The sequence below is a fragment of the Sorangium sp. So ce426 genome (assembly GCF_051475585.1).
GTDB classification, from domain to species: Bacteria; Myxococcota_A; Polyangia; order Polyangiales; family Polyangiaceae; genus Sorangium; species Sorangium cellulosum_B.
Map to the genome: position 1 here is coordinate 7,043,688 of NZ_CP150341.1, position 22,866 is coordinate 7,066,553.

A 22,866-nucleotide genomic window follows, 5' to 3' on the forward strand; every position below is an offset into this window, starting at 1 on the left:
GGCCAGGCATCGCGGCCCGGCTACGCCCCCTGCAGCTTGTAGCCGACGCCGTGCACGGTCGCGATCGGATCGCCGCCAACCACGCGGAACTTCGCGCGGATCCGGCGGACGTGCGTGTCGATGGTGCGCTCCGTGATCAGGTTGTCGTAGCGGTAGGCGCGCTGCATGAGCTGCCCGCGCGAGAGCACCACCCCGGGCCGCTCCAGCAGCGCGCCGAGCACGCCGAGCTCCGTCGCCGTGAGCGACACCGGCTGGCCGAGGTACCGCGCCTCGTGACGCTCGGTGTCGACCTCGATCGGGCCGTGGCGGAGGACCGCGGCGCGCGCGCCGGCGGACGCCGGCGCGGGCGCGGGAGGCGGCGCCTCGGTCCGCCGGAGCAGCGCGCGCACCCGCGCCACGAGCTCCCGCGGCGAGAACGGCTTCGTGAGGTAGTCGTCGCCGCCGAGCTCCAGGCCGACGATGCGGTCGACCTCGTCGGCGCGCGCCGACAGGAACAGGATCGGCGTCCTGCTCCCGGCGCGCAGCCGCCGGCACACCTCGAGGCCGTCGAGCTCCGGGAGCATCACGTCCAGCACCACGAGGTCCACCGTGCCCGCCCCCGCCGCCTCGACGGCGGCGCGCCCGTCGGCCACCGCCGTCACGGCGTACCCCTCCTTTTGCAGGGCGTAGAGCAGCACCTCGCGGATGCGCGCCTCATCGTCGACGACCAGGATGTGCTTGCTCACGTCGCGATCGGTCCCACTGTTCCGTCTGTTCCGTCCGTTCCGGCGCCGTGCGCGTCGATCGCCGCGCCGAGGCCCTCCACGCGCGCCCAGACCTCGGACACGATACCACCGACGCCCTCGACCGAGGACCCGGCGAAGCGCGCCAGCACGAGCTGCGTGCGCAGCGCCTGGACGAGATCCGCGAGCTCCTCGAGGGCGCGGGCGTCGCGGTCGCGCATCGCCCGCAGGCGCCGGATGTTCTCGAGGTGCAGGTGCGCCGTCGCCAGCGACCGCGCGCCCGCGCCGCCGCCGCCCCGCTCGATCTCCGCGACGCGCGCCGCGGCGGCGCCCTCGTCGAAGCCGCTCTGGCGCAAGAGCGCGTCGAGCTCGGCGTGGCGGGCGGCGGCGCGCGCCACCTCGGCCTCGATCCGCGAGGCCGCCTCGCGCGACAGGAGCGCCTCGAACGCGGTGCCAGCGCACGCGCTGACCCCCTCGCGCAGCGCGCCCAGGACGCGCGCGGCGGCCTCGCCCGCGGCGCCGCCAGGGCCCCCACCGCTCTCTCCGCGGCCCGCCGTGAGCGCGACGGGCGCCCAGATCGGCCAGAGCGGCACGCAGAGGGCCGCGGACAGGGCGGCGCGGCGGCGCGCGCCGTGGCCGTCAGGGCGCGCGCCGCGGTAGACCGCCACAGCGCACGCGAGCCCCGCGATCAGGTACAGGACCGCCAGGTCGCGCAGGCTCATCGCTCGCTCCCCGTCAGGCCGTCGCGCGCGCCGCCGTCCTCGTTCTCGTACGGGTAGCGGTGGCCGTGCGCGTGGTCGTCCGGATCGGGCGGAAGCCCGTCGTCGTCATAGATCCCGCGCGCAGATCGGAAGCTCCGGAAGAGCGCGTCGGAGAAGCTCCCCTCGCTGGCGCGCAGGAAGGGGACCACATTCTCGCTCGGCCGCCCGAGGTAGGGCCGGAGGATCCACGCGGCTTGACCGCCGACGGCGAAGAAGACGGCCATGAAGGCGACCGCGGTGAGCCAGCGGCCCCGGCCCGCGCCGATACCCCGCACGAGCACGCCGACCGCCGCGAGGCCCGCGACGGCGTAGGCGAGCCAGGCGGCGACCGAGGACGCGTGGTAGCCGAGCCCCGTGTCGATGGCCAGCCAGAGCACGGGCGCGAACGCGAGCAGCACGAGCGACGAGCGGGCCGCCGACGCGAGGGCGAGCGCGATGACGGACCGCATGGGCCACGGGCGCCCGAGCACGGCCGAGAACGCGTGGAGCGCCGGGGCCGAGATCGCGAGCGTGATCAGCATCGCCAGCGGCACCTTGATGGCCGCATAGACGATCTGCTCCCTGCCGCGGAAGCTGCCGACCACGCCGCCGAATACGGCCGAGCCGAGGGCGATGGCGCCGAGCGACGCGAGCGCGATGGCGCGGATGTCCCTGTCTTCACGGCAGCTCGCGGCCACCTCGGCGGGCGCCCGGAGCAGACGGCTCACGACGGAGGCGCTCACGAGGCCCCCCCCTTCAGCATCGGGAGCGTCTCCACCCACACGCGCAGCGCGAGCACCGCGGCGAACACAGCGAACCCGACGAGCGCCGCGGTCGCCCCGGAGAGCCTGACGAGACCGCCGTCGCGCCGGAGCGCCGCGCCGAGATCGCGCAGCAGGACGCCGACGCCGACCACGCCGCCCACCGCGAGGCCGAGCAGCCCCATGAGGGCCGCCGTCAGGTCCGACCCGCCCGTCACCACGAAGAGCGCCGCGGCGGGCGCGAGGCCGCCGAGCACGAGGCCCGTCGCGGCGGCGGCGCGCGCCGTCGCCGACAGCGCGCGGGGCGGGTCGAGCGGCGCGTCGAAGAGGGTCAGCACGATCGTGAGCGCCGGCACGCCGACGAAGGCGACGGCGACCATGGCCGCAGGGACGCCGGCGGCGTGGTGAGCGAACGACACGCCGCCGTGCCGCGCGCCGAGCGAGAGCCCGTAGAGCGAGGCGAGGCCGACGCCGACGCCGAACCGGGACAGCTCCTCGCGGAGCGAGGCCGAAGGCCGCTCCGCGAGGAGGGCGGCCGTCCAGCCGCGGTGTCCGGCGCCTTCGGCGGGCTCCACGGCGGGGCCGGGCACGGGGGCCGCGGGAGCGTCGTCTCGACGCGCCGCGGGCTCGTTTGCGCCGGCGTCCGTGCCGGCCTCGAGCGATGACGTCAGGGGGAGACAGGTAGCTTGCACCTGCACGTGGACCTCCTTCGGGGTGAGCGCTGCGCGGCCTGGTCACGACCGCCGCAGACCTCCCTGGGCGTACCCCCCGGGTGAGGCGCACCCGCGCGCCCGACGAGGAACAAACGCGGAGAGGTTGTGGCGAAGACGTGGCGACGGCGCGCGCCCCCGGAGCGCCCCGGGGCCGGGACCGCCGGCGCCCGAGGAGCCCTCCACGGGAGGTCTCCCGCGACGGTCCACACGCACATCACAGCCTCTGAGCGCCCGACTCCGGTGATCCATCGACATGTAGATCGGTGTGCGCCAAACCACACATTGCCGTTTTGTACGTGACGGATCGATGCTTGGCGCGCAGCCATCGCGCGGGAGGAAGTAATGAAGATCGACCTGTTCACAGAGATGCAGAGTCCCCGTCCGTGGTCGGAGGACCACGAGCACAGGATCATCATGAACACCCTCGAGCAGGCGAAGCTCGCCGATCGGCTCGGGTACGGCTGCTGGTGGCAGGTCGAGCACCATACGGCCGAGGAGTTCAGCTACTCGTCGGCGCCGGAGGTGATGCTCGCGGCGATCTCGCAGCACACGACGTCGATGCGGCTCGGGCACTCCTCGGTGCTGTCGCCATTCCGGTTCAACCACCCCATCCGCGTCGCCGAGCGCGCGGCGATGCTCGATCACCTGAGCGGCGGGCGCCTGGAGCTCGGCCTGGCCCGCTCGACCATCCCGGAGTGGCGCGCGTTCAACATCCCTCCGGACCGGACGCGCGATCAGATGCAGCAGGCGTTCGAGATGATCCCGAAGATGTGGACGCAGGAGCGGTTCTCCTGGAAGAGCGAGGACGCCGAGATCAACAACGTCCCCATCCTCCCGAAGCCGTACCAGAAGCCCCACCCGCCCCTCTGGCAGGCCTGCTCGAGCCTGGCCTCGTTCGAGCAGGCCGGGCGCAACGGGGTCGGCGCGCTCGGCGTCACGCTGTGGGCGCCGCCCGACCAGGTGAAGGAGTGGATCGGCATCTACCGCGAGGCCATCCGCCGGTGTGAGCGGCCCGTCGGCGCGTTCATCAACAACCAGGTCGGGTTCTTCACGTTCGCTCACTGCGCCGAGACGGACCAGCAGGCCATGGAGAACGGCGCCGCCTCCGCGGCCGCGTGGTACACGAACGGGTCCTTCACGTTCTTCGAGGCGAAGGAGCACTTCCTGCGGACCCACGCCGAGGAGCAGGCGCTGGCCAAGGACCCGGCGGGCGGCGGCCTCGTGGGCCAGCTCCTGCGCGACCGCGCGGGGAAGACGCCGGCCGAGACCAAGGCCAACGCCGTCCTCGCCCGCATCATGCAGAACGAGGACGTCCCGAACGAGGAGGTGTTCGACGCCCTGAAGGAGCAGAACTCGCTCATCGTCGGCAGCCCGGAGACGTGCCGGCAGAAGATCAAATTCTACGAGGACCTCGGCATCGATCGCCTGCTGAGCTTCCAGCAGGTCGGGCGCCTGTCGCACGAGCAGGTCATGAGCAGCATCCGCCAGATCGGCAAGCTCATCCCCGAGTTCGACACCCCCTAGAGCGGCGGTCACCCGCTTCGGATACGGGCCCACCTCGACGTTTTCGGTGCTCAGCGCACTGAAGTGCGCTTGCGCGCCGAAAACGCCGATCTGGGCCCGTCTCCTGTGCGGGAGACCGCCGCTCTGCTCGGTATGTAGCTGAGGTGGGCGGAAACTGGGCGGGGACGGCAAACAGGTCGAAAAGACGCCTGATTGCACGGTCAGAGGCGCGCGCCGGCAGCGGCGTGGGCCGCAGCCTCCAGGGGCTGCAGGCAGCAGCCTCGCTCGATCAAAACCGACCGACGAGGCCGAGCCCGGCGCTGCTCGGGCCGAGCGCCACAGGCGCCGGCAGCACGAAGGGCTGGCTGACGTCGTTCCGGACCAGCACACTTCGCGGCACGAGGAGGCCGGGGATGAGCAGGGCGGCTCCCGTGATCTGGACGAGCCCGTCGAGGACGAGCGCCATGGTCTCGAGGTCGTCCTGACGGGTCGTGGCCAGGGTGATGAAGGGGCCCGCGCACGGCACGAACAGCGCCGCGTAGCCAGGGGAGCCACGGTATACCGCGTCACCGCCGCCGATCGCGGTGAACAGGTAGACGGTGCCGAAGACGATCGAGCCGCTGATCACGAGCCCCTTGCGGACGCGCGTCTCCGGATGATAGCCGGGCGGCACCGGCTCGCCCTCCCTCCAGGGAAGCACCTTCGGGCCCGCGGGTGGGGCGCCGTGGCCGCCGTGGAAGCCTGGAGGCGGAGGAGCCTGCGGCGCGGGCAGGGATTGCGCCTGCACGAGCGGCGGAGCCGGCGGTGCCCCGTCGTCCGCCCGTGCGTGCTCCGCGCCAGAGAAGGAGACAACAAGCCAGGTCGCCACGGCGAGCGACCATCGTTCAACCGATCCTCGATTCCACATTTCAGCCCCCCGCTCTCGCATGCCCCGTGACCTCGCGCCGGCAGCGCCCAACAGACGAGCCTACACGAGACGGGTCAGGTCCGAGCAGGCGCAGAGCGTCGCGCCGGCGGTGTTGAACGCCACACCCACCATCGCGCTGGACAGGCGCGCGGATGTTCGCTAGGCTGCACATCGATGTCCGTCCCTCGCGCGCGCTCCCTACGCCCCTGCCCAGGCCTACGGCCCGGGGGCCTTTGCGCGCGCTGCTGATCGACGTCGCTCCTCGCAGTACGGCCCCCTCGGTTCTCTTGGTCCAGGTGGGGTCGTCCGTCTCGTCGTCGTGTCGTGACGACTCCCATCGCTAGCTTTCAGGGAGTCCCGTCATGTCCACGATGCCTGTCCACAAGTACAAGCCCTTTCAGCCCATCCACCTGCCCGATCGCCGCTGGCCCAGCCGCGTGATCGAGCGGGCGCCGCGCTGGTGCAGCGTGGATCTGCGCGACGGCAACCAGGCCCTGGTCGAGCCCATGGGCCTCGAGCGGAAGCTCCGCATGTGGCACGAGCTCGTGCGCATGGGGTTCAAGGAGATCGAGGTGGGCTTCCCCAGCGCGTCGCAGCCCGACTTCGACTTCGTGCGCTGGATCATCGACCAGGGGCTCATCCCGGACGACGTGACGATCCAGGTGCTCACCCAGGCGCGCGCCGAGCTGATCGAGCGCACCTTCGAGGCCATCCGCGGGGCGCGCCGCGCCATCGTCCACCTCTACAACTCCACCTCCACGCTCCAGCGGCGCGTGGTGTTCGGCCTGGACCGCGCGGGCATCGCCGAGATCGCCGTGCGCGGGGCCCGGCTCGTGAAGGAGCTCGCGGCGCGGTCGCCCGGGACCGAGGTCGCGCTGGAGTACTCCCCCGAGAGCTTCACGGGCACCGAGCTCGATTTCGCGAAGGAGATCTGCGAGGCCGTGATGGACGTCTGGGAGCCCACGCCATCACGGAAGATCATCCTGAACCTGCCCGCCACCGTCGAGATGTCGACGCCCAACGTGTACGCGGATCAGATCGAGTGGATGCACAGGAACCTGAAGCAGCGCGACTGCATCGTGCTGAGCGTGCACCCGCACAACGACCGAGGCACCGCCGTGGCCGCGGCGGAGCTCGCCGTGATGGCGGGCGCCGACCGCGTCGAGGGCACGCTGTTCGGGAACGGCGAGCGCACGGGCAACGTCGACGTCGTGACGCTGGCGCTCAACCTGATGTCCCAGGGCGTGGATCCCGAGCTCGAGATCCATGACGTCCAGGCGATCAAGGAGACGGTCGAGCACTGCAACCGCCTGCCGGTCCACCCGCGCCACCCGTACGTCGGCGAGCTCGTGTACACGGCCTTCTCCGGGTCGCACCAGGACGCGATCAAGAAGGGGTTCAAGGCGCTGCGCGAGGGCGGGAGCCCGCTCTGGGAGGTGCCGTACCTGCCCATCGATCCGCAGGACGTCGGCCGCAGCTACGAGGCGGTGATCCGCGTGAACAGCCAGTCGGGCAAGGGCGGCGTGGCCTACGTGCTCGAGCACGACCACGGCTACGCGCTGCCGAGGGGGCTCGCCGTCGAGGTGAGCCAGGCCGTGCAGCGCAGGGCGGAGCGGACCGAGGGCGAGGTGCAGAAGGCCGAGATCCTGGCGATCTTCGAGCGGGAGTACGTGAACCGCGCAGGGCCGCTCCGCGTCACCCGGCACAGGCGCGTCGGCCAGGGCGCGGACGAACGACACGAGTTCCATGTGCAGCTCCGGGGCGCCGCCCACGTGCTGAGCGCCGCCGGCGACAGCCCCGCCGAGGCGCTCGCGAGCGCGCTCTCGCGCCACGCGGGGATCGCGATCGCGGTGGACGAGCACGCGGCGCACGCGCTCCCGAGGAGCGCCGGCGACGAGACGGCGGCGTATGTGGCCCTCTCGGTCGGGCGCAAGCGCAGCTTCGGCGCGGGGACGCACGGGGACGCCGACATGGCGTCGCTCGCCGCCGTGGCGTCCGCGTGGAACCGCGCGCGGCCGGCGGATGCGGCGCAGCTCGCGGCGGCAGCGGAGTGAGCGGGCGCGCGGTCGCCAGAGCCCGCCGGAGGCGCCCGCGCGGCGAGACGAAGCGCCTGGACGCGCGCGCGCGCGGTGCTACCCTCGCGCGCCGACGGCGGAGCTCCTCCGGCGGGTCCGGCAGCGCGGCCACAGACGGCAGACGCGGGAACCAGCAGGGGCGACGTTGCAGACGCCACGTTCCCTTATGATGCCTTCTCCCCCACGCCGCATCCCGAGCTCGCGCCGCGTCGCGAGCCGCCTGTGGACACGCACCTGCGGTGCCTCCTCCAGCGCGCGAGCGGTGGGACCTGGGCAGGGAGCGCCTGCGGTGCCGGGCGTATCCGTCGAGCTCTGGAAGCAGGACTGGCTGCGCTGGAACACAACGAGACAATCAAGGTGAGTGAATGAGCAAGGTGGAAAATCCGGCACTGAGAGGGTTCAACCCCGATCCGTCGATCGTTCGCGTGGGGGACGATTATTACATCGCGACCTCGACGTTCGAGTGGTTCCCGGGCGTCCAGATCTCCCACTCGAAAGACCTCGCCAACTGGCGGGTGGTCGCGCGGCCGCTGGAGCGGTACTCGCAGCTGGACATGCGCGGCAACCCCAACTCCGGCGGGATCTGGGCGCCGTGCCTGACCTACGCGGACGGCTTGTTTCACCTCATCTACACGAATTCGCGCCGCTGGGCGGGGGCGTTCAAGGACGTCCACAACTACCTGGTCACCGCGCCTTCCATCACCGGTCCGTGGTCGGAGCCCATCTACCTGAACAGCTCGGGGTTCGATCCTTCGCTGTTCCACGACGACGACGGCCGCAAGTGGCTCGTGAACATGGTGTGGGATCACCGGCCGGGCAACAACCCGTTCGGTGGGATCTTGCTCCAGGAGTACAGCCCGAAGGAGAAGAAGCTCGTCGGTCCGGTGGAGAACATCTTCCGGGGCACGGCGCTCGGGCTCGTGGAGGGGCCGCACCTCTACAAGCGAGATGGCTACTACTACCTGCTCACCGCGGAGGGTGGCACGTTCATCACGCACGCCGCGACGGTGGCCCGCTCTCGCTCGATTCACGGCCCTTACGAGGTCATGCCCAACAATCCGCTCATCTCCAGCGCGTCCCACCCCGAGCTGCAGCTCCAGAGCGCCGGTCACGGCAGCTTCGTGGAGAACAAGGACGGCTCGTGGGTGTTCGCGCACCTGTGCCGCCGCCCGCTGAAGAATGGCCGGTCGACGCTGGGACGCGAGACGGCGCTCCAGGGGATCACCTGGGTCGAGGGGTGGCCGCGGCTGACCTCGGGCGGGCAGGTTCCGCTGGACGTCTACGAGGGGCCGAACCTGGCTCGCCACGAATGGCCGAAGACACCCGAGCGCGACGACTTCGACAAGCCCGCGCTGGACATCGAGTGGCAGTCGCCGCGCGTGCGGCCGGCGGACGTGAGCAGCCTCGCCGCCCGACCCGGGTACCTGCGCCTGATCGGGCGCGAGAGCATCACCTCGAACTTCGAGCAGAGCCTCGTCGCGCGGCGCCAGCAGGCCAAACACGTGCAAGCGACGACGTGCATGCAGTTCGCCCCTCAGCACTTCCAGCAGATGGCGGGCCTCGTCGCGTTCTACAGCACGGACTCGTTCTACTATCTCTACGTCTCACGGGCGGACCACGCCGAGAAGGCCCTCTCGCTCATGAAGTGCGAGCGCGGGAACCTGACGTTCCCGGTCGAGAAGGAGTACGTGCTGGACGGGGTGGAGAACATCTTCCTGCGGCTCGAGATCAAGGACGAGCGGATATCGTTCTTCTACTCGCGGGATGGCGTCACCTACCACGCGGTGGGGTGGGAGCACGACGCGTCGATCCTGTCGGACGAGCACGCGGTGCCCTGCGGGTTCACGGGCAATTTCGTCGGGATGGCGTGCCAGGACCTGGCCGGCACGCGCCTGCACGCGGACTTCGACTGGTTCGACTACCGCGAGATCGGGTGACGTCCACACAGGGGACAGCCTAAGGGATCCCCTTCAGTTTTTCGGAAATTCACAGGGAGGCGAGGAGACGGGGAGGGAATTTTTCAAATACTCCCTGACTCCCCGCCTCCCTGTTCAATTTCTCCGCTGAAAGGGGCTGCTATAGGCCTGGCCTCGGCTCGCGCTCCTTGCCACGGAGGTGGATCTGGAGCGTCAGCATCCACGCGGTCGGCGCCGCGACGAGCACGTGCGGCGACGGCAGCGGGGGCGCGCTGTCCTTCACGAAGCTCGAGGCGTAGACGTACTGCGCGTCGTAATACTGCAGGCCCAGGAGGTTCGTGCCGTTCAGGGCGAGCTCCATGCCGCGCCAGCCGACCGCTGCGACGGCATCGAGGCTGACAGCGTCCTTGCCGTCCCGCCCGCCCGGGAGGGAGCGACCCGCCATGCCCTCGACGCCGGCGCCCACGCGGACCGTCACCTCCTTGCCGGAGAGCCGGCCGACGACCCCCGAGGCGAACACGTCGTCGCGCAGGACGAACGCCGGCGCATTGGGCACCGGGTCGCCCTCCGCGAAGCGCGCGTCGGAGCCGGTGAAGCGAGCGTGGGTGTACGTCCCGCTCAGGTGCGCGCCGAACGGGCCGGAGCGCGCGCTCATCACGACCTGCGCGCCGGCGCGCACCGACGGCGGCGCCTCGACGTGCTGCCGGGACGCCGCGTCGAACACACGGTCGTTGCCGAGCCACGAGCCGAACCCCACGGCCGAGCCCTGGAAGGTCTTGCCCTCCTTGAGCCGGACGCCCGCCTCGACGCTGCGCACCTTGGTGAACGGCACGCGCTCGCCCTCGTCGAGGTCGCGCGCCTGCGGGGAACGGAACCCCTCGCCGTAGCTCGCCACGAGGTGTACGCCGCCGCGGACCGCGATGTCGGCCATGGCCTTGCTCGAGACGACGAAGCCCTGCGCGGTGCGCTCGAGCCCGGCGTTGCTCGTGCGATCCCGCACGCCGTACGAGAGCGAGTCGAGGCGCGCGCCGCCACGGACGACCACGCGCTTGATCGGGTAGAGAGAGAGATCGGCATACGCGGCCACGTTCGTGGCGTCGATCGTCGCGTCGACGAGCGCGGCGTTCCTCGTGCCATCCTCGAACAGGCGCGTGTCGGTCTGGTCGACCGTGTCCACGCGCGCGTAGGCGCCCATCTCGATGGAATCGCGCTTCGAGGTGATCTCGACGCCATGGCGGTAAAGCACCGTGAGGCCGAAGGTCGCGGCGTCGTTCACCATCTCGCTGTCGTCGCTCCGGACGATCGGCTCGCCGGCGAGCTGGTCGAGCGCGTACCCGGTGAGGTTCTGGTGAAACGTCGTCTTGGTCTTGCCCGCGAAGCCGCCGATGCCCATCGTGCCCTCGCCTAGGCTCCAGAGGACATCGGAGCCGACGAGCGCCTGCGACGTCCGATCGCGGCCGAGCGGCCGCTGCGCCGCGTAGGGGTCGGCGCCCCGCTCCACGGGGCCCTGCGGCAGGTAGCCGGGAAAGTCGAAGCGCGCCGAGCCGATGGCCACCGTCGCGCGGAACTGGACCCGGTTTTCGCCCCCGCCGAGCTGCCCGACGAAGGAGCTGCGCTCGCCGCCGCGCACGCCGCCCGGCCCGTCCGTGGCGTCGGTCTCGAAGGCCGCGAACGTGTCCATCATCTCGTCGTGCTCGGGCGCAAACGCGATGAGGACACGCCTCGTCCCGAACGAGCCGACTCCCCCCTTCAACCAGAAGCCCGGCGCCTCCAGGCCGAGATCCATGCGGAGCGAGCCGGCGACGCCGAAATCGCCTTGCCTCGGATCGTGCGGGCCGCTGGCGATCCGGACGGAGCGGACCACCTCCGGCATGATGAGGCGCATGTCGGCATATCCGGGAGCACGGATGTGCGAGACCTGGTTCATCGGGATGTTGCCGGCGAAGATCTCGACGTCTTGACCCGAGGTGCCGTCGAAGCCGCGCAGCGACAGGCGCGGCGCGCGACCGGGCAGGCCGCGATCGCTCATGAAGACGCCCGGGAGGACCCGCAGCACGTCGGCGCCCGAGCCGTGCGGCGCCGCGGCGAGGACCTGCGCGTCCGCCTCGACGTCGGAGGCGCTCCGGGCCGGCGGCTTCGCCCGCACCCTCACCTCGAGGGGCTCGTCCTTGGGGGCACAGGCGTCGATCTCGGCCTGGGTCGCCGCCTCGCGGACGCACCGCTCGTAGCTGTCGGCGCGGGCCACCGACGGCCACAGCGAGCCACAGAGGAGCGGGACGGCGACGGCCAGCGGTCCTGTCGGCCCGAGCCGCCGTGATGACCATCCCCTCGAGCCCCGTCCCCGGCGGTGCCTCATGAGGCGATGATACAGACAACGAGGCCGGAACTTGGGTGGGAAGCGTGGGAAGCGTGGGAAGCGCGCGTCATGATCTAGCGCTCAGGGGTTCGTCCCGAGCCGTCCGCCTGCCTGCCTGCTACTTCGCCGCGGCTCCCCGGGGCCTGACATGGACCGAGAGAAAAATGATGGCGGGGGCTCCACCAGAGAGGAGAGGCCGGGCGGTCGCGCCGCCGGCCAGGTGCACCGGGCCCAGGCCCTCAGGCGCGGGCGCTGTACGGGCAGCCGTGGGCTCTCATGGCGGCCGCCACGGGCTCCGTCACCACGGGCTCCTCCCGCCCCGCCGGCGCCGCGCGTACGGCGCTCGACGGCTCCCGCCGCTTCAGGATCATGCGCATCCCGTTCACCGGCTGCAGCGAGATGAACCCGCGGCAACGCGGGTCGAAGCCGGGGACCAGCCGGAGCCGATAACGCTGCAGCGCCATCGCGACCATGATCTTGCCCTCGAGCTGCCCCATGAACTCCCCCAGGCAGATCCGCTGGCCGGCGCCGAAGGGGATGAAGGCGAGCTTGTCGTCCGCGCTCCGACGGTGGTTCGCGAAGCGCTCGGGCTTGAACTCCAGCGGATCGCTCCAGAACTCCGGGTGCCGGTGCGTGACCCACGGGACGATGGCCACCGTCGACCCCGCGGCGACCTTGTAGCCGCCGAGGACGTCGTCCTCCAGCGGGCTGCGGAGGATGAACGGCACGGAGGGCAGGAGCCGGAGGCACTCGTTGAAGACCATGGTGAGGTAAGGCATCGACTCGATGTCCCTGGCCGTCGGAGACCGGCCGCCGAGGACGCGATCGATCTCGTCGGTGAGGCGAGCGCACACCTCGGGGTGCTGCGCGACCTGGTACAGCGCCCACGAGGCGGTGACGCTCGATGTCTCGTGCCCGACCATCAGGATGGTCTTGATCTCGTCCCGCAGCTGCGCGCGGTCCATCTTCGCGCCGGTCTCGGGGTCGACGGAGTTCATGAGGCGGACGAGCACGTTGTCCTCGCCGCCCGCGCCGCGCTGGTAGCCGTCGATGATGCCGTCGATCACGGTGTGCACGCGGTCCATGGCCCGGCGGAAGCGCAGGTGGCTGGGCAGCGGCCAGGACAGGGGCGGGTTGACCAGCGAGTACATCCGCTTGAGCGCGATCGAGAGCGCATATTTGAACGCCTCGCGGACGGTGTCCGTGTGGGCCTCCAGCGCGGCGCCGAAGAACGCCTCGCCCGCGATGCCGAACGTCACGTCCATCATGTCGTCGTTGATGTCCCGCTCGAACTCGCCCGGCTGGGCGTCCCAGCGCCGGAGCGCCGCCTCCATGTGCTCGACGATGAGGGGGACGAACGTGAGCGTGTTGGCGTGGTTGAACTGGGGCTGCACGTGCCTGCGCTGGCGCCGCCAGAGCTCACCCTCGCTGTTCACGAGGCCCCAGCCCAGCACGGGCGCGAGCTCGTGGTAGCGCTTCCCCTTGGGGTAGTTCCGGACGTTCGCGCGAAGCACGTGCGCGATGTCGTTCGGGTGAAACGCCATGACGAAGTCCTCGGCCCCGGGCGCCCGCAGGCGCACGACGTCGCCGTAACGCGCGAAGAGGTCCTCGTAATGACGCATGTCACCGGTCCTGAAATTCGCCAGGTACCGCAGGCTGGCGAGCGGGCCGGGGCCCGGGGGCTGCCGATCGAGCGTGGCACTCATGATTCCTCCTTCTTCGCGAGCTTCAAGGAAGCTGACGTGAGCTGTTCCGCGCGGACCCGCGCCGAGCGCACCCCGGCGCCGCGCATCGGCGCGGTCAGATGCACAGCGAGCCTCCGCCGTCGACGGTGAGCGTCGCGCCGTTGATCCTCCGCGCCCCGTCCGAGAGCAGCAGCAGGACGGCCTCGGCGACGTCGTCCTCGGTGCAGAGCCGGCCGCCCGGCGTGCGCGACTCCCAGTACGGGAGGATCCGCTCGTGATCCGGGTAGTTGCTCGTCACATGGCCATAGATCGGCCCGGCGGAGACGCAGTTGACCTGCACGTTGCGCGGGGCGAGCTCGACGGCGAGCGCGCGCGTGAGCGACTCCACCGCGGCCTTCACGGCGCCCATGGCGCCGAAGTGCTCGAGGTACCTCGACGAGCCGTTCGACGAGAGCGCGACGATCCGCCCGCCGCCGTGGCGCTCCATCAGGCGCGCCGCGCGCATGGCGCACAGGTGGTAGCCGATGACGTTCGTGCGGAAGGCCAGCTCCCAGTGCTCCGGGGTCGTCTGCTCGAGGGGGCCGAAGCGGCCGTTCGACGCGTTGCTGACGAAGTGGTCCAGCTCGCCGACGTCGCGCGCGATCGCGTCGAAGAGCCTGTCGATGTGCGCGGGGTTGGCGACCGAGCCCCAGACGTGCACCGCGTCGCCGCCGGCCCCGCGGATCTCGTCGGCGACCGCCTCGCCGTCGTCCCGCGAGTGGAAGCTGTTGACGACGACCCGCGCGCCGGCGCGCCCGAGCTTCGCGGCGATGGCGCGGCCCAGCCCGCGGCTCGATCCGGTCACGAGGACCGTCTTGCCCGCGAGCGCCACCCCGGGGGCAGGGAGCGCCCGCTGCGCCGCGGAGGCCGCGGGCGCGCGCGCCGCGGTGACCTGCGCGGGCGGCGCGGATTCGACGAGGCGCGCGAGATCGCCGACCGTGCGGGCCTCGTCGAGCGCCACCTCGAGCGCGCCCGGCTGGGCGCCGCGCTGCCAGAGGAGCGCGCGGAGCTCGTCGCGCCGGCGGCGGTCGACCCCGAGGTCCTCCTCGAGGCGCGCGTCGGGGACGAGCAGATCGACCGGGTGGCGGGTCGCGTCCGCGAGCGCCTGGACCACGACATGGAGCGCCTCGCCCGCGTGGCCATTGGCGTGCCTTCCGGCCTCCACGTGGCCATTGGCGTGCCTTCCGGCCTCCACGTGGCCATTGGCGTGCCTTCCGGCCTCCACGTGGCCATTGGCATGCCCTCCGGCTTCCACATGACCATTGGCGTGCTTCGCCGCCCCAACATGGCCATTGGCGCGCCCTTCAGCTTCCACGTGGCCATTGGCGTGCGCTCCGGCCTCGACATGGCCATTGGCGTGACTTCCGGTCTCCACGTGCCCCTTGGCGTGCGCTCCGGCCTCGACATGGCCATTGGCGTGGCTTCCGGTCTCCACGTGCCCCTTGGCGTGCTCTCCGGCCTCCGCGCTGGCCGCGATCGTTCGCGACAGGAGCTCGCTGACGCGGGCCACCGTGCGCAGCTCGTCGGGCGCCGCCTTGAGGGCGTTCGGGAGACCGAAATCGGCGCGCAGCGTCGCGAGGATCTCGCCGCGCTTCACGGAGTCGATGCCGAGGTCCTGCTCCAGATCGGCGTCGGCGACGACGACCTCGTCGGGGTAACGCGTCATGCGCACGAAGACGGAGCGAACGTGGTCGAGGAGATCATGAGATTGCATCGTCGAAACCTCGTGTTTGGTGAGTGCCATTCATCCGAGAGCGGCGGCCGGCGGGAGCGGGACGGCCGCGACGAGCGCGAACGCACCGGTCAGCACGGCCCGGCCGAAGAACTGCCCGCCCCGCGCGCCCAGCGCGAAGGAGCGGATCGAGGGCTGCGCGAGGCGCGCGCCCCCCGGCGGGAACGCGACGTCGATGTCCCGGAACGAGAACCGCGCCGGCAGCGCGAGCGCCCCCGTCTTGTAGAGCGCCTCCTTGGCGCTCCAGAGCAACGTCTCGAGGGCGGCGCGCGGGGCGCCCGCCGCGGCGCCCCGCGCGAGGCCCTCGCGCTCGCGCGGGGTGAAGTGCTCGTCGGCGAAGCTCGCCGCGCGCGCCTCGACCCGCTCGACGTCGACGCCGACCGCGCGCGCCGTGGTGACCGCGGCCGCCGCGAGCTCGCCCGCGTGCGAGAGCGACAGCGCGAACGCGCCGTCCTCGAAGCGCGGGCGACGGCCGCACGGCCCCGTCACCGCGCAGGCGAGGTAGGCGGCGCGCGGGTGCGCCTCGAGCGAGGCCGCGTCCAGCGCGACAAGCGGCGCGCCGCGGCCGGCGGCGAGCTCGAGGCGCAGCCACTTCGCCGCGACGCGCGCGCACGCGGACTGCGCCCGCCGGGCCGCGACGCGCTGCGCGGCGCACGCGCGGCGCTCGCCGGCCGTCAGGTAGGGCTCGAGGCGCGCCGCGGCCTCGGCGTCCGCCCGCGCGACCGCGATGGCGAGCGGCGGCGTCACGGCGCCCCCAGCGTCAGCGTCGCCTGCGCCGCCGGGCGGACGTCCGCGGCCACGCGCCCCACGACGCGGCCCTCGAGCCCCTCGACCTCCAGGAGCACGCCGCCCGAGGGGTCGAGCGCCTGCGCCCACGCGCCGAGGACGCGGTCGCCCGCCGCGGTCGGGGCCGTGGCGACGAGCCGGACGGGGACGCCCGCGTCGCGGAGCGCGAGGTCGTTGGCCGCCGTCCCGAAGCGGATCCGGTCGACGCCGCCCGCGGCGCACACCGGGAACGCGCCCGCCTCGTCGCGGCGCAGGGTGCCCAGCGACAGGAGCGCGTCGAGCAGGAGGAACGGCGTGGCGGCCCCGCGCTGCCCTGCGAGGGCGCCGTCGGTCGTGAGGCGGAACCGGGCCTCCTTGAGCGCGGCGCCGAGCACGAAGGTGCCGAGGTGATCGAACCAGCCCGCGTGCCGGACCGGCGAGCCAGGGCTCGCGTAGGGGTCGCGGACCAGGGGCCCGTCGATCCGCCCGGCGTGCCGCGAAGCGAGGCCATCGCGCCCGACGTGGATCGGGGCGAGCTCGACCACGCAGGTCGCGAAGACAACGCCGGCGCGGAGGGTCACGCCCGACCGGTGCACGAAGTCGCCGCGCACCTCGACGGCGCACGCGACGCGGCCGCCGGCGAGGCGCTCGCGGCGGGTCGTCACCGCGCGCACGTCGCGCGGCGCGTCGTCGGCGAGGCGCAGGAACTCGAGGAAGCGCACGTCGCGGACCTCGCGGACGAGCGCGCCGCCGCCGGAGGTCGCGAGCGCGTGCCGGACGGCCAGGTCGACGAGGAAGGCCCCGGCAGCGACGGCGCTCGAGCGCGCGCGGTGGTCGGAGAGCCACGGATCGACGCGCGGATCGAGCGTCCACGCGCTCGCGGGCGCGCTCCCCGACGCGTCCGCCGCGACCGCCGCATCCGCCGCGACGAGGCGCGGGGCGAAGCGCTCGATCTCGCCGTCGCCGAGCAGGACATGCGCCGCGCCGGCGGGCGGCTCGGCGACGAGGTCGAGGAAGATCCGCCTCCCCTCCTCCGGCTCGACGCCCCGGAGCCCGCGCGCCGCGCCGAGCGCGCTGTACTCGGAGCCGGCGGTCATGCCGACGCCGTTCCAGCCGAGCCACGCGATGCTCGACCACGGGCCCGCGCCCGCCTCGGCGGCGAAGTACGCGGCCGCGCGGTTCATCGCCTCGTTCGCGGCGCCGTAGTCCGGCTGCCCGTCGTTGCCGAGCACGCTGAACGCCGAGGTGACGAGGTGGACGTGCGGGCGCGCGTCGGGCAGGTGGCGCGCGAGGGCGCGGCGGAGGTGGGCGAGGCCGGCGAGCTTCGTGTCGACGATCCGCTCGAACAGCTCGAGCGGCTTCGACGTGAGCCGGCTCGACACCTGGATGCCGGCGCCGTGCACGACCAGATCGACCCGGCCGTACGCCGCCGCGACCGCCGCGACGGCGCGGTCGACGTCCTCGCCGCGCGTCACGTCGACGGCGTGGTAGTCGACGACGCGACCACCGGCGCCCCCGGCGCGCAGCTGGGCGAGGACCCGGTGCGCCTCGCGCGCCGCGCGGAGGCGCGCGTAGCGCTCGCGCAGGACGCCCATCCGCAGGCCCGGGCTCTCGCGCAGGGCCTCTGCATAGAAGTCCCGCTCGTACGCGTCGAACGCCGCGTCGGTCATCGCGAGCGCGCGGGCCGGAGCGTCCTCCAGCCGCGAGCGGCCGAGGAGCACGGCGCGGCAGCCGAAGCGGTCGAGCAGGCCCTCGACGAGCTCCGCCGTGATGCCGCGCGCGCCGCCCGTCACGAGCACGACCGAGTCGGCGCCGAGCTGCGGTACGGCGCGCGCGCGCGGCCTCGCGGAGGCGTGGGCGAGCTGCACGGCGTGCCGCGCGCCGCCGAGATCGACCACCTCCTCGGGAACGGCGGGCCGGGCGCGCCGCCACTCCTCGGAGAGCGCGCCGAGCGCGGCCGCGACGTCGCGCGCGTCGGTGTGGACGACGCGCACGTCGCCGCCCGGGAGCTCGCGCGCCAGGGACTTCACGAAGCCGCCGACGGCGCCGCTCACCGGCGCGAGCCGCCCGTGGAGGTCCACGGCGGAGGCGACGACGGCGGCGAAGGCCACCTCGCCGCGCGCGATGGCGCCGTAATAGCGGCGCGCAGCGCCGAACAGCGCGCGCAGCGCCGGCCTGTACGAGCCCGGCGCGCCGTCGACGAACGCGAGCGCGTCCGTGGCGCGGGTGAGCACGACGACCGCGTCGACGTCATCGGGGGCCAGGGCCGCGAACGACGCGCCGAGCCGCGCCTCGTCGCGGGCGTCGAGCGAGGGCGCGCCGCCGGACGCCTCGGCCCCAGGCGCCGCGAGGTCGCGCGGGATCCCGGGCTCCGCCGTGCCGGACGCCTCCTCGACGGCGAGCGCGAGGACGCGCGCGCGCTCCTCGCCGGAGCGGGCGGCGCGCCGCACCTCCATGGCGAGCGCCGCGTCGGTGCAGACGTAGAGGACGCGGGACGGGACGCGCGCCGCCGGCCCCGTCGCCGGCGCGGGGGCGATCTCGGGGACGAAGCCGTGGATCGGCGTGCCCGTCGCGAAGCCCGAGGCCGCTCGCGCCGGCGCGACCGCCGCGGCCTCGGGAGGCGTGACCTGGACGGCGCGGGGATCGGACGGCCAGCGCACCAGCGCGGCGCCGTGCGCGCGCGCGCCGCGGATCGCCGCGTGGAGCTCGACGGCGCCCTCGGCCCCGCGCAGCCGCGCGCGCGATCCGCCGACCGCGAGATCGCGGGCCGAGGGGCCGCGCCCCGCCGCGCCGGCGGCGCCCTCCGCCGCGCCGCCGACGAGGCGCAGGCGAGCGAGCACCGGCCAGGCGTGGCGCGCGGCGGTGTCCTCGGTGCACAGCGCGACGAGCAGCGCCGCCTCGCCGACCGGCCGCGGGTCACAGGTAGCGGACGCGCCCCGCGCGACGTCGTCGCTGAAGGCGTTGACGGCCCCCGCGAGCGCGACGTCGCAGTCCTCGTCGAGCACGAGATCGGCGGCAGCGAGCGCGTCGAGCAGCGAGGTCGCCGAGGTGTCGACGACGAAGTTCGGCCCGCGCAGGCCGAAGACGTTGGCGACGCGCCCGGAGATGACGTTGGGCATGTTGCCCGGCTGCGTGTACGGCCCCGTCGCGGGCGATCCCGCGCGGAGCGCGTCGGCCGTCGCGGAGGCCAGCGCGGGGCCGACGCCGCGCGCCCGGAGCGCCCGCGCCACGCGGTCGGCGAAGATGCGCTCGTTGGCGCGCGCGCCGCGGCGCGTCTTGCCCTCGTGGCCGACGACGACGCCGATGCGCTCGCAGAGCTCGCGCGCGGGCAGCGCCGCGAGCGCCTCCTCCGCGGCCATCGCCGCGAGCAGCTGCGTCGGGTCCATCGCCTCGAGGGCGTCCGGGAGGACCGGCGCGCGGGCCGGCAGCCGGAGCGCGCCCTCGTCGAACGCGAGCACGTCCGACGGGGCGCCCGCGGTCGCGCCTCCTGTGGCTGGGAACACGGACCCGAGCCCGACGACGCACAGGGCGCGGGCGCCGTCGCGCGGGCGCGGGCGCGCGGGGTGGCGCTCGGGGCGGTGCTCCTCGACGACGAGGTGCGCGTTGGTGCCGCCGAAGCCGAAGCTGTCGAGCGCGGCGCGCAGCGGGGCTCCGCCCTCGGCGCTCCAGGGGGCGGCCGCCGTCGGGATGGCGAACGGCGAGCGCGCCAGATCGATGCGCGCGCTCGGCGCCTGGAACCCGTGCTGCGGGAAGAGCGTGCGCTCGCGGATCGCGAGCACGACCTTGATGAGCGACGCGACGCCCGCGGTCCAGCCCGTGTGGCCCAGCAGCGACTTGACGCTGCCCAGGGCGATGCGCGGGGCGCCCGCGTCGCCGGCGTCGCTCGCGAACACCTCGGCGAGCGCCTGGAACTCGGTGGCGTCGCCGACGGGCGTCGCCGTGGCGTGCGCCTCGACGTACTGGACGCTCCGCGCCTCGACGCCGGCCCGCGCGTGGGCGCGCCGCATCGCCAGGGCCTGCCCGCGGCGCTGCGGCACCGTGACCGACGGGCTCGGGCCGTCGCTCGACAGGCCGCTGCCCAGGAGCACGGCGTCGACGCGATCGCCCCGCGATCGGGCGTCGTCGAGCCGCTCGAGCACGACGACCGCGGCGCCCTCGCCGAACACGACGCCGTCGGCGGACGCGTCGAAGGGGCGGCTGCCGGTCGCCGAGAGCCCGCCGAACTGCGAGAACTGGCACGCGTTCGTCGGGCCGGGCTGGTAGGCGCCGCCGGCGATCACGACGTCGGCGAGGCCGCGGCGGAGCATCGCGGCGCCCAGGTGCACCGCGTGCATCGACGACGCGCAGGCCGCGTCGACGAGGACGGTGCGCGCGCCCTCCCCCACCACGTCGCGCACGACGCGCGCGAGCGGCTCGAGGTGGCCGCGGCACGCCGCGCGCCGGCCGGCGTCGAGCCCGAGCTCGGCCGCCAGCGCGTCCATCACGGCGGCGCGGGCCGCCTCGTCCGCGGCGGCGCCGTCGAGCGCGCGCTCGACGCCGAGCAGCAGCGTGGCCTCGTCGTGCTCGATCGAGCCGTCGGCCGTGGACCCGAGGAGGCACACGATCCGCAGGGGCGCGCCGCCGCGGAGCGCGGCCGCGTGTGATCGGGCCTCGGCGAGCGCGCACGCCAGCATGCGGGCCGTCTTGGGCAGCCGCTCGAGCGTGGCCGCGTCGTAGCCGGTCTGCTCGGCGTACGGGCCGAGGGCGTCGACCGTGCCGACCAGCAGGCTGTAGGTCTTGTCGGCGGCGCGGCCGCGGTTCAGGAAGTCGGTCGCGAGCTCCGGGTGTCGCTCGCCGGTGTCGGCGATCCCGCACGTGCCCGCGAGCAGCTGCGCGAGGTAGGCGTCGACGCCGCCGGCCCCCGGCAGCACCGCGCCCATGCCCACGATCGCGATCGGCGCCGCCCCCGCAGCGGAGGCGGCGTCGTCGCGCGGGCTCGCGGCGGCGGCGGGGCTCGCTGCCTCGCGCGGGCGGCGGCCGTCCGGCTCCGCCTCCGGGAGCGGCGCGACCGCCGTGAGCGGGCGCCCCGCGGCGCGCAGCGCGTCGATCACGCGCCGGTGCTCGGCCACGACGTCCTCTCCGGCGCGGAAGGTCGAGATCACGCGCAGATCGGGCCCGGGCGGCGCGCTCCGCCGCGCGAGCGCGGTCAGGGCGCCGCCGCCGCCGCACTCGACGAAGGTGCGGACCCCCGCCGCGTGGAGGTCGCGCACGGCCGCCTCGAAGTCGAGCGGCGTCACGAGGTGCATCGGCAGCAGGCGCGCGGGCGCGAGCGGTCCGTCGCCGTAGTGGACGCGATCGATCGGCGAGTACGTGGCCAGCGCGGGCCGCGCCGCGCCGGCGCGCGCGAGGGCGCTCGCGAACGGACCGACCGCCGGCGCGAGCAGCGGCGAGTGGAAGGCGTAGCGGCTCGCGAGCACCGTCGCGCGAACGCCGGCGCCGGTGAGCCGCCGCTCGAGCGCCGCGATGCCGTCCGCCGTGCCCGACGCGACCGCCTGATCGGCCGCGTTCACCACCGCGACGAACACGTCGTCCCGGCCGAGCGCATGCACCTCGTCGCGCAGGCGCTCCGCGCCGGTGTGGGCGGCGAGCATGCGGCCGGGCGGCGCGCCGCGGAGGGCGAGCACCCGGCGGCAGACGACCTCGGCGGCCGTCGCGAGGGGAAACGCGCCGCCCGCGGCCAGCGCGGCGATCTCCCCGAGGCTGTGCCCCGCCACGACGTCCGGCTCGAGCCCGGCGGACCGGAGCAGCGCGACGGCGACGTGGTCCTGGACGAGGATCCCGAGCTGATCGAGATCGACGCACGCCTCCAGGGCGGCCCGCGCCTCCGCCTCGCCGGCGGTCACGAGCGCCGCGAGCGAGGCGCCGAGCAGCTCGCGCGCCGCGGGCTCGGCCGCGGCGACGGCCTCGCGCGCGGCGTCAAAGCGCGCGTGGAGCGCTCGCAGGAGCCGGAGGTCGAACGAGCCCTGGCCCGGCAGGAGCAGCGCGATCTTGCCGGCGACGCCGCCGCTCTCCCGCGCGGCCTCCCCGGAGCGCCCCTGCGCGGCCTCCCCGCCCGCCGCGGTCTCCGCGCCCCACCGCGCCCTGTGCGGGCGCGCCTCGTGGAGCGGCCCGCGCGCGACCTCGGCGGCGTGCCGGAGCAGGCGCTCGGGGAAGAGCTCGCGCAGCGCGGAGCCGCCGCGCAGGCAGAGCTCGACGAAGCGCTGGTGCGGCACGCGCTCGTCGAGGGCCCCGACGTGCGCCGTCACCGACCTGGGCAGCGGCGCGAGCTCGTCGCTCCCCGAGGAGACGGCGACGATGCGCTGGTAGCCGCACGCCACGGGCTCGCCGTCGAAGCGGACCGTGCGGAAGTAGCCGTACGCGCTCGAGCGCGTCACGGCGCCGAGGCTCATGAAGATCGCGACGCGCTCGCCCACGCGCACCGGCGCGAGGTTCCGGCTGTACCCCTCGGTGGTGAGCAGCCGGATCGCGGCGCGATCCTCCTCGTGCGGGAGCGTGCCGTCCGCGGCCTCGGCGAAGTAGAGCGTCTCGCGCGCGATGCACTGGAAGCGGAAGTTCGTGAGGTAGTGATGGCTGCCATAGGCCATGCTGTCCTCGAACTTCACGCAGTACGGAACGACGAAGAACTCGCCCATAGATCCTCTCCACGCGACCCGCCCGCGCACGCGTCGACGCACGCCTGGCACCGCGTGCCAGCCGATGTTTCGTGCGCTTTTCACCGCTGCGCCGCTCGGGCCGCTCGAATAAGTGTACCTACACGTAAATGCTCGGAGCGCGCCGCGGGCCCATGGCCCCCGGCCGCGCGGGTGATGCCGCGGTGCTCGCCTCGGCGCCGCCATGGCCCTGGCGACGGATGACCGATCGATCGAGGGATCGGCCAGCGCGCGCCGGGGCCGCCCGGACCGCCGACGCCGAG

13 protein-coding genes are annotated in these 22,866 nt (G+C 73.8%); 3 read left to right on the forward strand and 10 right to left on the reverse strand.

Annotation, left to right across the window (positions count from 1 at the left end; translation table 11 throughout):
- Positions 1 to 20: 20 nt before the first annotated feature.
- From WMF44_RS26235 to WMF44_RS26250, 4 genes are read right to left on the reverse strand one after another with little or no spacing between them, the layout of a single operon-like run.
- Positions 21 to 725 carry a response regulator gene (locus tag WMF44_RS26235; RefSeq protein ID WP_437292774.1) on the reverse strand — a complete coding sequence of 235 codons (705 nt, stop codon included), beginning with the start codon at positions 723 to 725 and terminating at the stop codon, positions 21 to 23.
- Positions 722 to 1,444, reverse strand: a complete 723-nt coding sequence (locus tag WMF44_RS26240) for a hypothetical protein (RefSeq protein ID WP_437292775.1) — start codon at positions 1,442 to 1,444, stop codon at positions 722 to 724. The genes WMF44_RS26235 and WMF44_RS26240 overlap by 4 nt, the downstream gene beginning before the upstream one ends.
- Positions 1,441 to 2,205 carry a hypothetical protein gene (locus WMF44_RS26245; protein ID WP_437292776.1) on the reverse strand — a complete coding sequence of 255 codons (765 nt, stop codon included), beginning with the start codon at positions 2,203 to 2,205 and terminating at the stop codon, positions 1,441 to 1,443. The genes WMF44_RS26240 and WMF44_RS26245 overlap by 4 nt, the downstream gene beginning before the upstream one ends.
- Complete coding sequence (locus WMF44_RS26250; protein WP_437292777.1) at positions 2,202 to 2,921, reverse strand: hypothetical protein; 720 nt, start codon at positions 2,919 to 2,921, stop codon at positions 2,202 to 2,204. Before WMF44_RS26250 ends, WMF44_RS26245 begins: the two co-directional genes overlap by 4 nt.
- Positions 2,922 to 3,278: 357 nt before the next feature.
- Between WMF44_RS26250 and WMF44_RS26255 the strand changes: the two genes are divergently transcribed.
- A complete protein-coding gene (locus WMF44_RS26255; protein ID WP_437292778.1) occupies positions 3,279 to 4,460 on the forward strand; it encodes an LLM class flavin-dependent oxidoreductase in 1,182 nt (393 codons plus the stop codon).
- 268 nt (positions 4,461 to 4,728) lie between these two features.
- Here the strand turns inward: WMF44_RS26255 and WMF44_RS26260 are convergent, their stop codons facing one another.
- Positions 4,729 to 5,307: a hypothetical protein gene (locus tag WMF44_RS26260; RefSeq protein WP_437292779.1), complete on the reverse strand. Its 579-nt coding sequence runs from the start codon at positions 5,305 to 5,307 to the stop codon at positions 4,729 to 4,731.
- A 401-nt stretch (positions 5,308 to 5,708) separates the two neighbouring features.
- Here WMF44_RS26260 and leuA point away from each other — a divergent pair, with 401 nt between their 5' ends.
- Both leuA and WMF44_RS26270 read left to right on the forward strand, forming a co-directional pair.
- Positions 5,709 to 7,400, forward strand: coding sequence for a 2-isopropylmalate synthase (leuA, locus tag WMF44_RS26265; RefSeq protein WP_437292780.1), 1,692 nt, complete (start codon positions 5,709 to 5,711; stop codon positions 7,398 to 7,400).
- Positions 7,401 to 7,786: 386 nt separating this feature from the next.
- Positions 7,787 to 9,358, forward strand: coding sequence for a glycoside hydrolase family 43 protein (locus WMF44_RS26270; protein ID WP_437292781.1), 1,572 nt, complete (start codon positions 7,787 to 7,789; stop codon positions 9,356 to 9,358).
- A 139-nt stretch (positions 9,359 to 9,497) separates the two neighbouring features.
- Here the strand turns inward: WMF44_RS26270 and WMF44_RS26275 are convergent, their stop codons facing one another.
- From WMF44_RS26275 to WMF44_RS26295, 5 genes are all read right to left on the reverse strand, one after another.
- Positions 9,498 to 11,582, reverse strand: a complete 2,085-nt coding sequence (locus tag WMF44_RS26275) for a TonB-dependent receptor (RefSeq protein ID WP_437292782.1) — start codon at positions 11,580 to 11,582, stop codon at positions 9,498 to 9,500.
- Positions 11,583 to 11,932: 350 nt separating this feature from the next.
- Positions 11,933 to 13,399, reverse strand: a complete 1,467-nt coding sequence (locus tag WMF44_RS26280) for a cytochrome P450 (RefSeq protein WP_437292783.1) — start codon at positions 13,397 to 13,399, stop codon at positions 11,933 to 11,935.
- 94 nt (positions 13,400 to 13,493) lie between these two features.
- Positions 13,494 to 15,131 (reverse strand): SDR family oxidoreductase, encoded by a 1,638-nt coding sequence (locus WMF44_RS26285; protein ID WP_437292784.1) that lies wholly within the window; start codon positions 15,129 to 15,131, stop codon positions 13,494 to 13,496.
- Between the two features lie 30 nt (positions 15,132 to 15,161).
- Positions 15,162 to 15,896: a 4'-phosphopantetheinyl transferase superfamily protein gene (locus WMF44_RS26290; protein WP_437292785.1), complete on the reverse strand. Its 735-nt coding sequence runs from the start codon at positions 15,894 to 15,896 to the stop codon at positions 15,162 to 15,164.
- Positions 15,893 to 22,585 carry an SDR family NAD(P)-dependent oxidoreductase gene (locus tag WMF44_RS26295; protein ID WP_437292786.1) on the reverse strand — a complete coding sequence of 2,231 codons (6,693 nt, stop codon included), beginning with the start codon at positions 22,583 to 22,585 and terminating at the stop codon, positions 15,893 to 15,895. Before WMF44_RS26295 ends, WMF44_RS26290 begins: the two co-directional genes overlap by 4 nt.
- Positions 22,586 to 22,866 lie beyond the last annotated feature (281 nt).

Coding starts and splice junctions, on each gene's coding strand:
- WMF44_RS26240 (WP_437292775.1), bottom strand. CDS start 1,444: ATGAGCCTGCGCGACCTGGCGGTCCTGTACCTGATCGCGGGGCTCGCG.
- WMF44_RS26255 (WP_437292778.1), top strand. CDS start 3,279: ATGAAGATCGACCTGTTCACAGAGATGCAGAGTCCCCGTCCGTGGTCG.
- leuA (WP_437292780.1), top strand. CDS start 5,709: ATGTCCACGATGCCTGTCCACAAGTACAAGCCCTTTCAGCCCATCCAC.
- WMF44_RS26270 (WP_437292781.1), top strand. CDS start 7,787: ATGAGCAAGGTGGAAAATCCGGCACTGAGAGGGTTCAACCCCGATCCG.
- WMF44_RS26280 (WP_437292783.1), bottom strand. CDS start 13,399: ATGAGTGCCACGCTCGATCGGCAGCCCCCGGGCCCCGGCCCGCTCGCC.
- WMF44_RS26285 (WP_437292784.1), bottom strand. CDS start 15,131: ATGCAATCTCATGATCTCCTCGACCACGTTCGCTCCGTCTTCGTGCGC.
- WMF44_RS26295 (WP_437292786.1), bottom strand. CDS start 22,585: ATGGGCGAGTTCTTCGTCGTTCCGTACTGCGTGAAGTTCGAGGACAGC.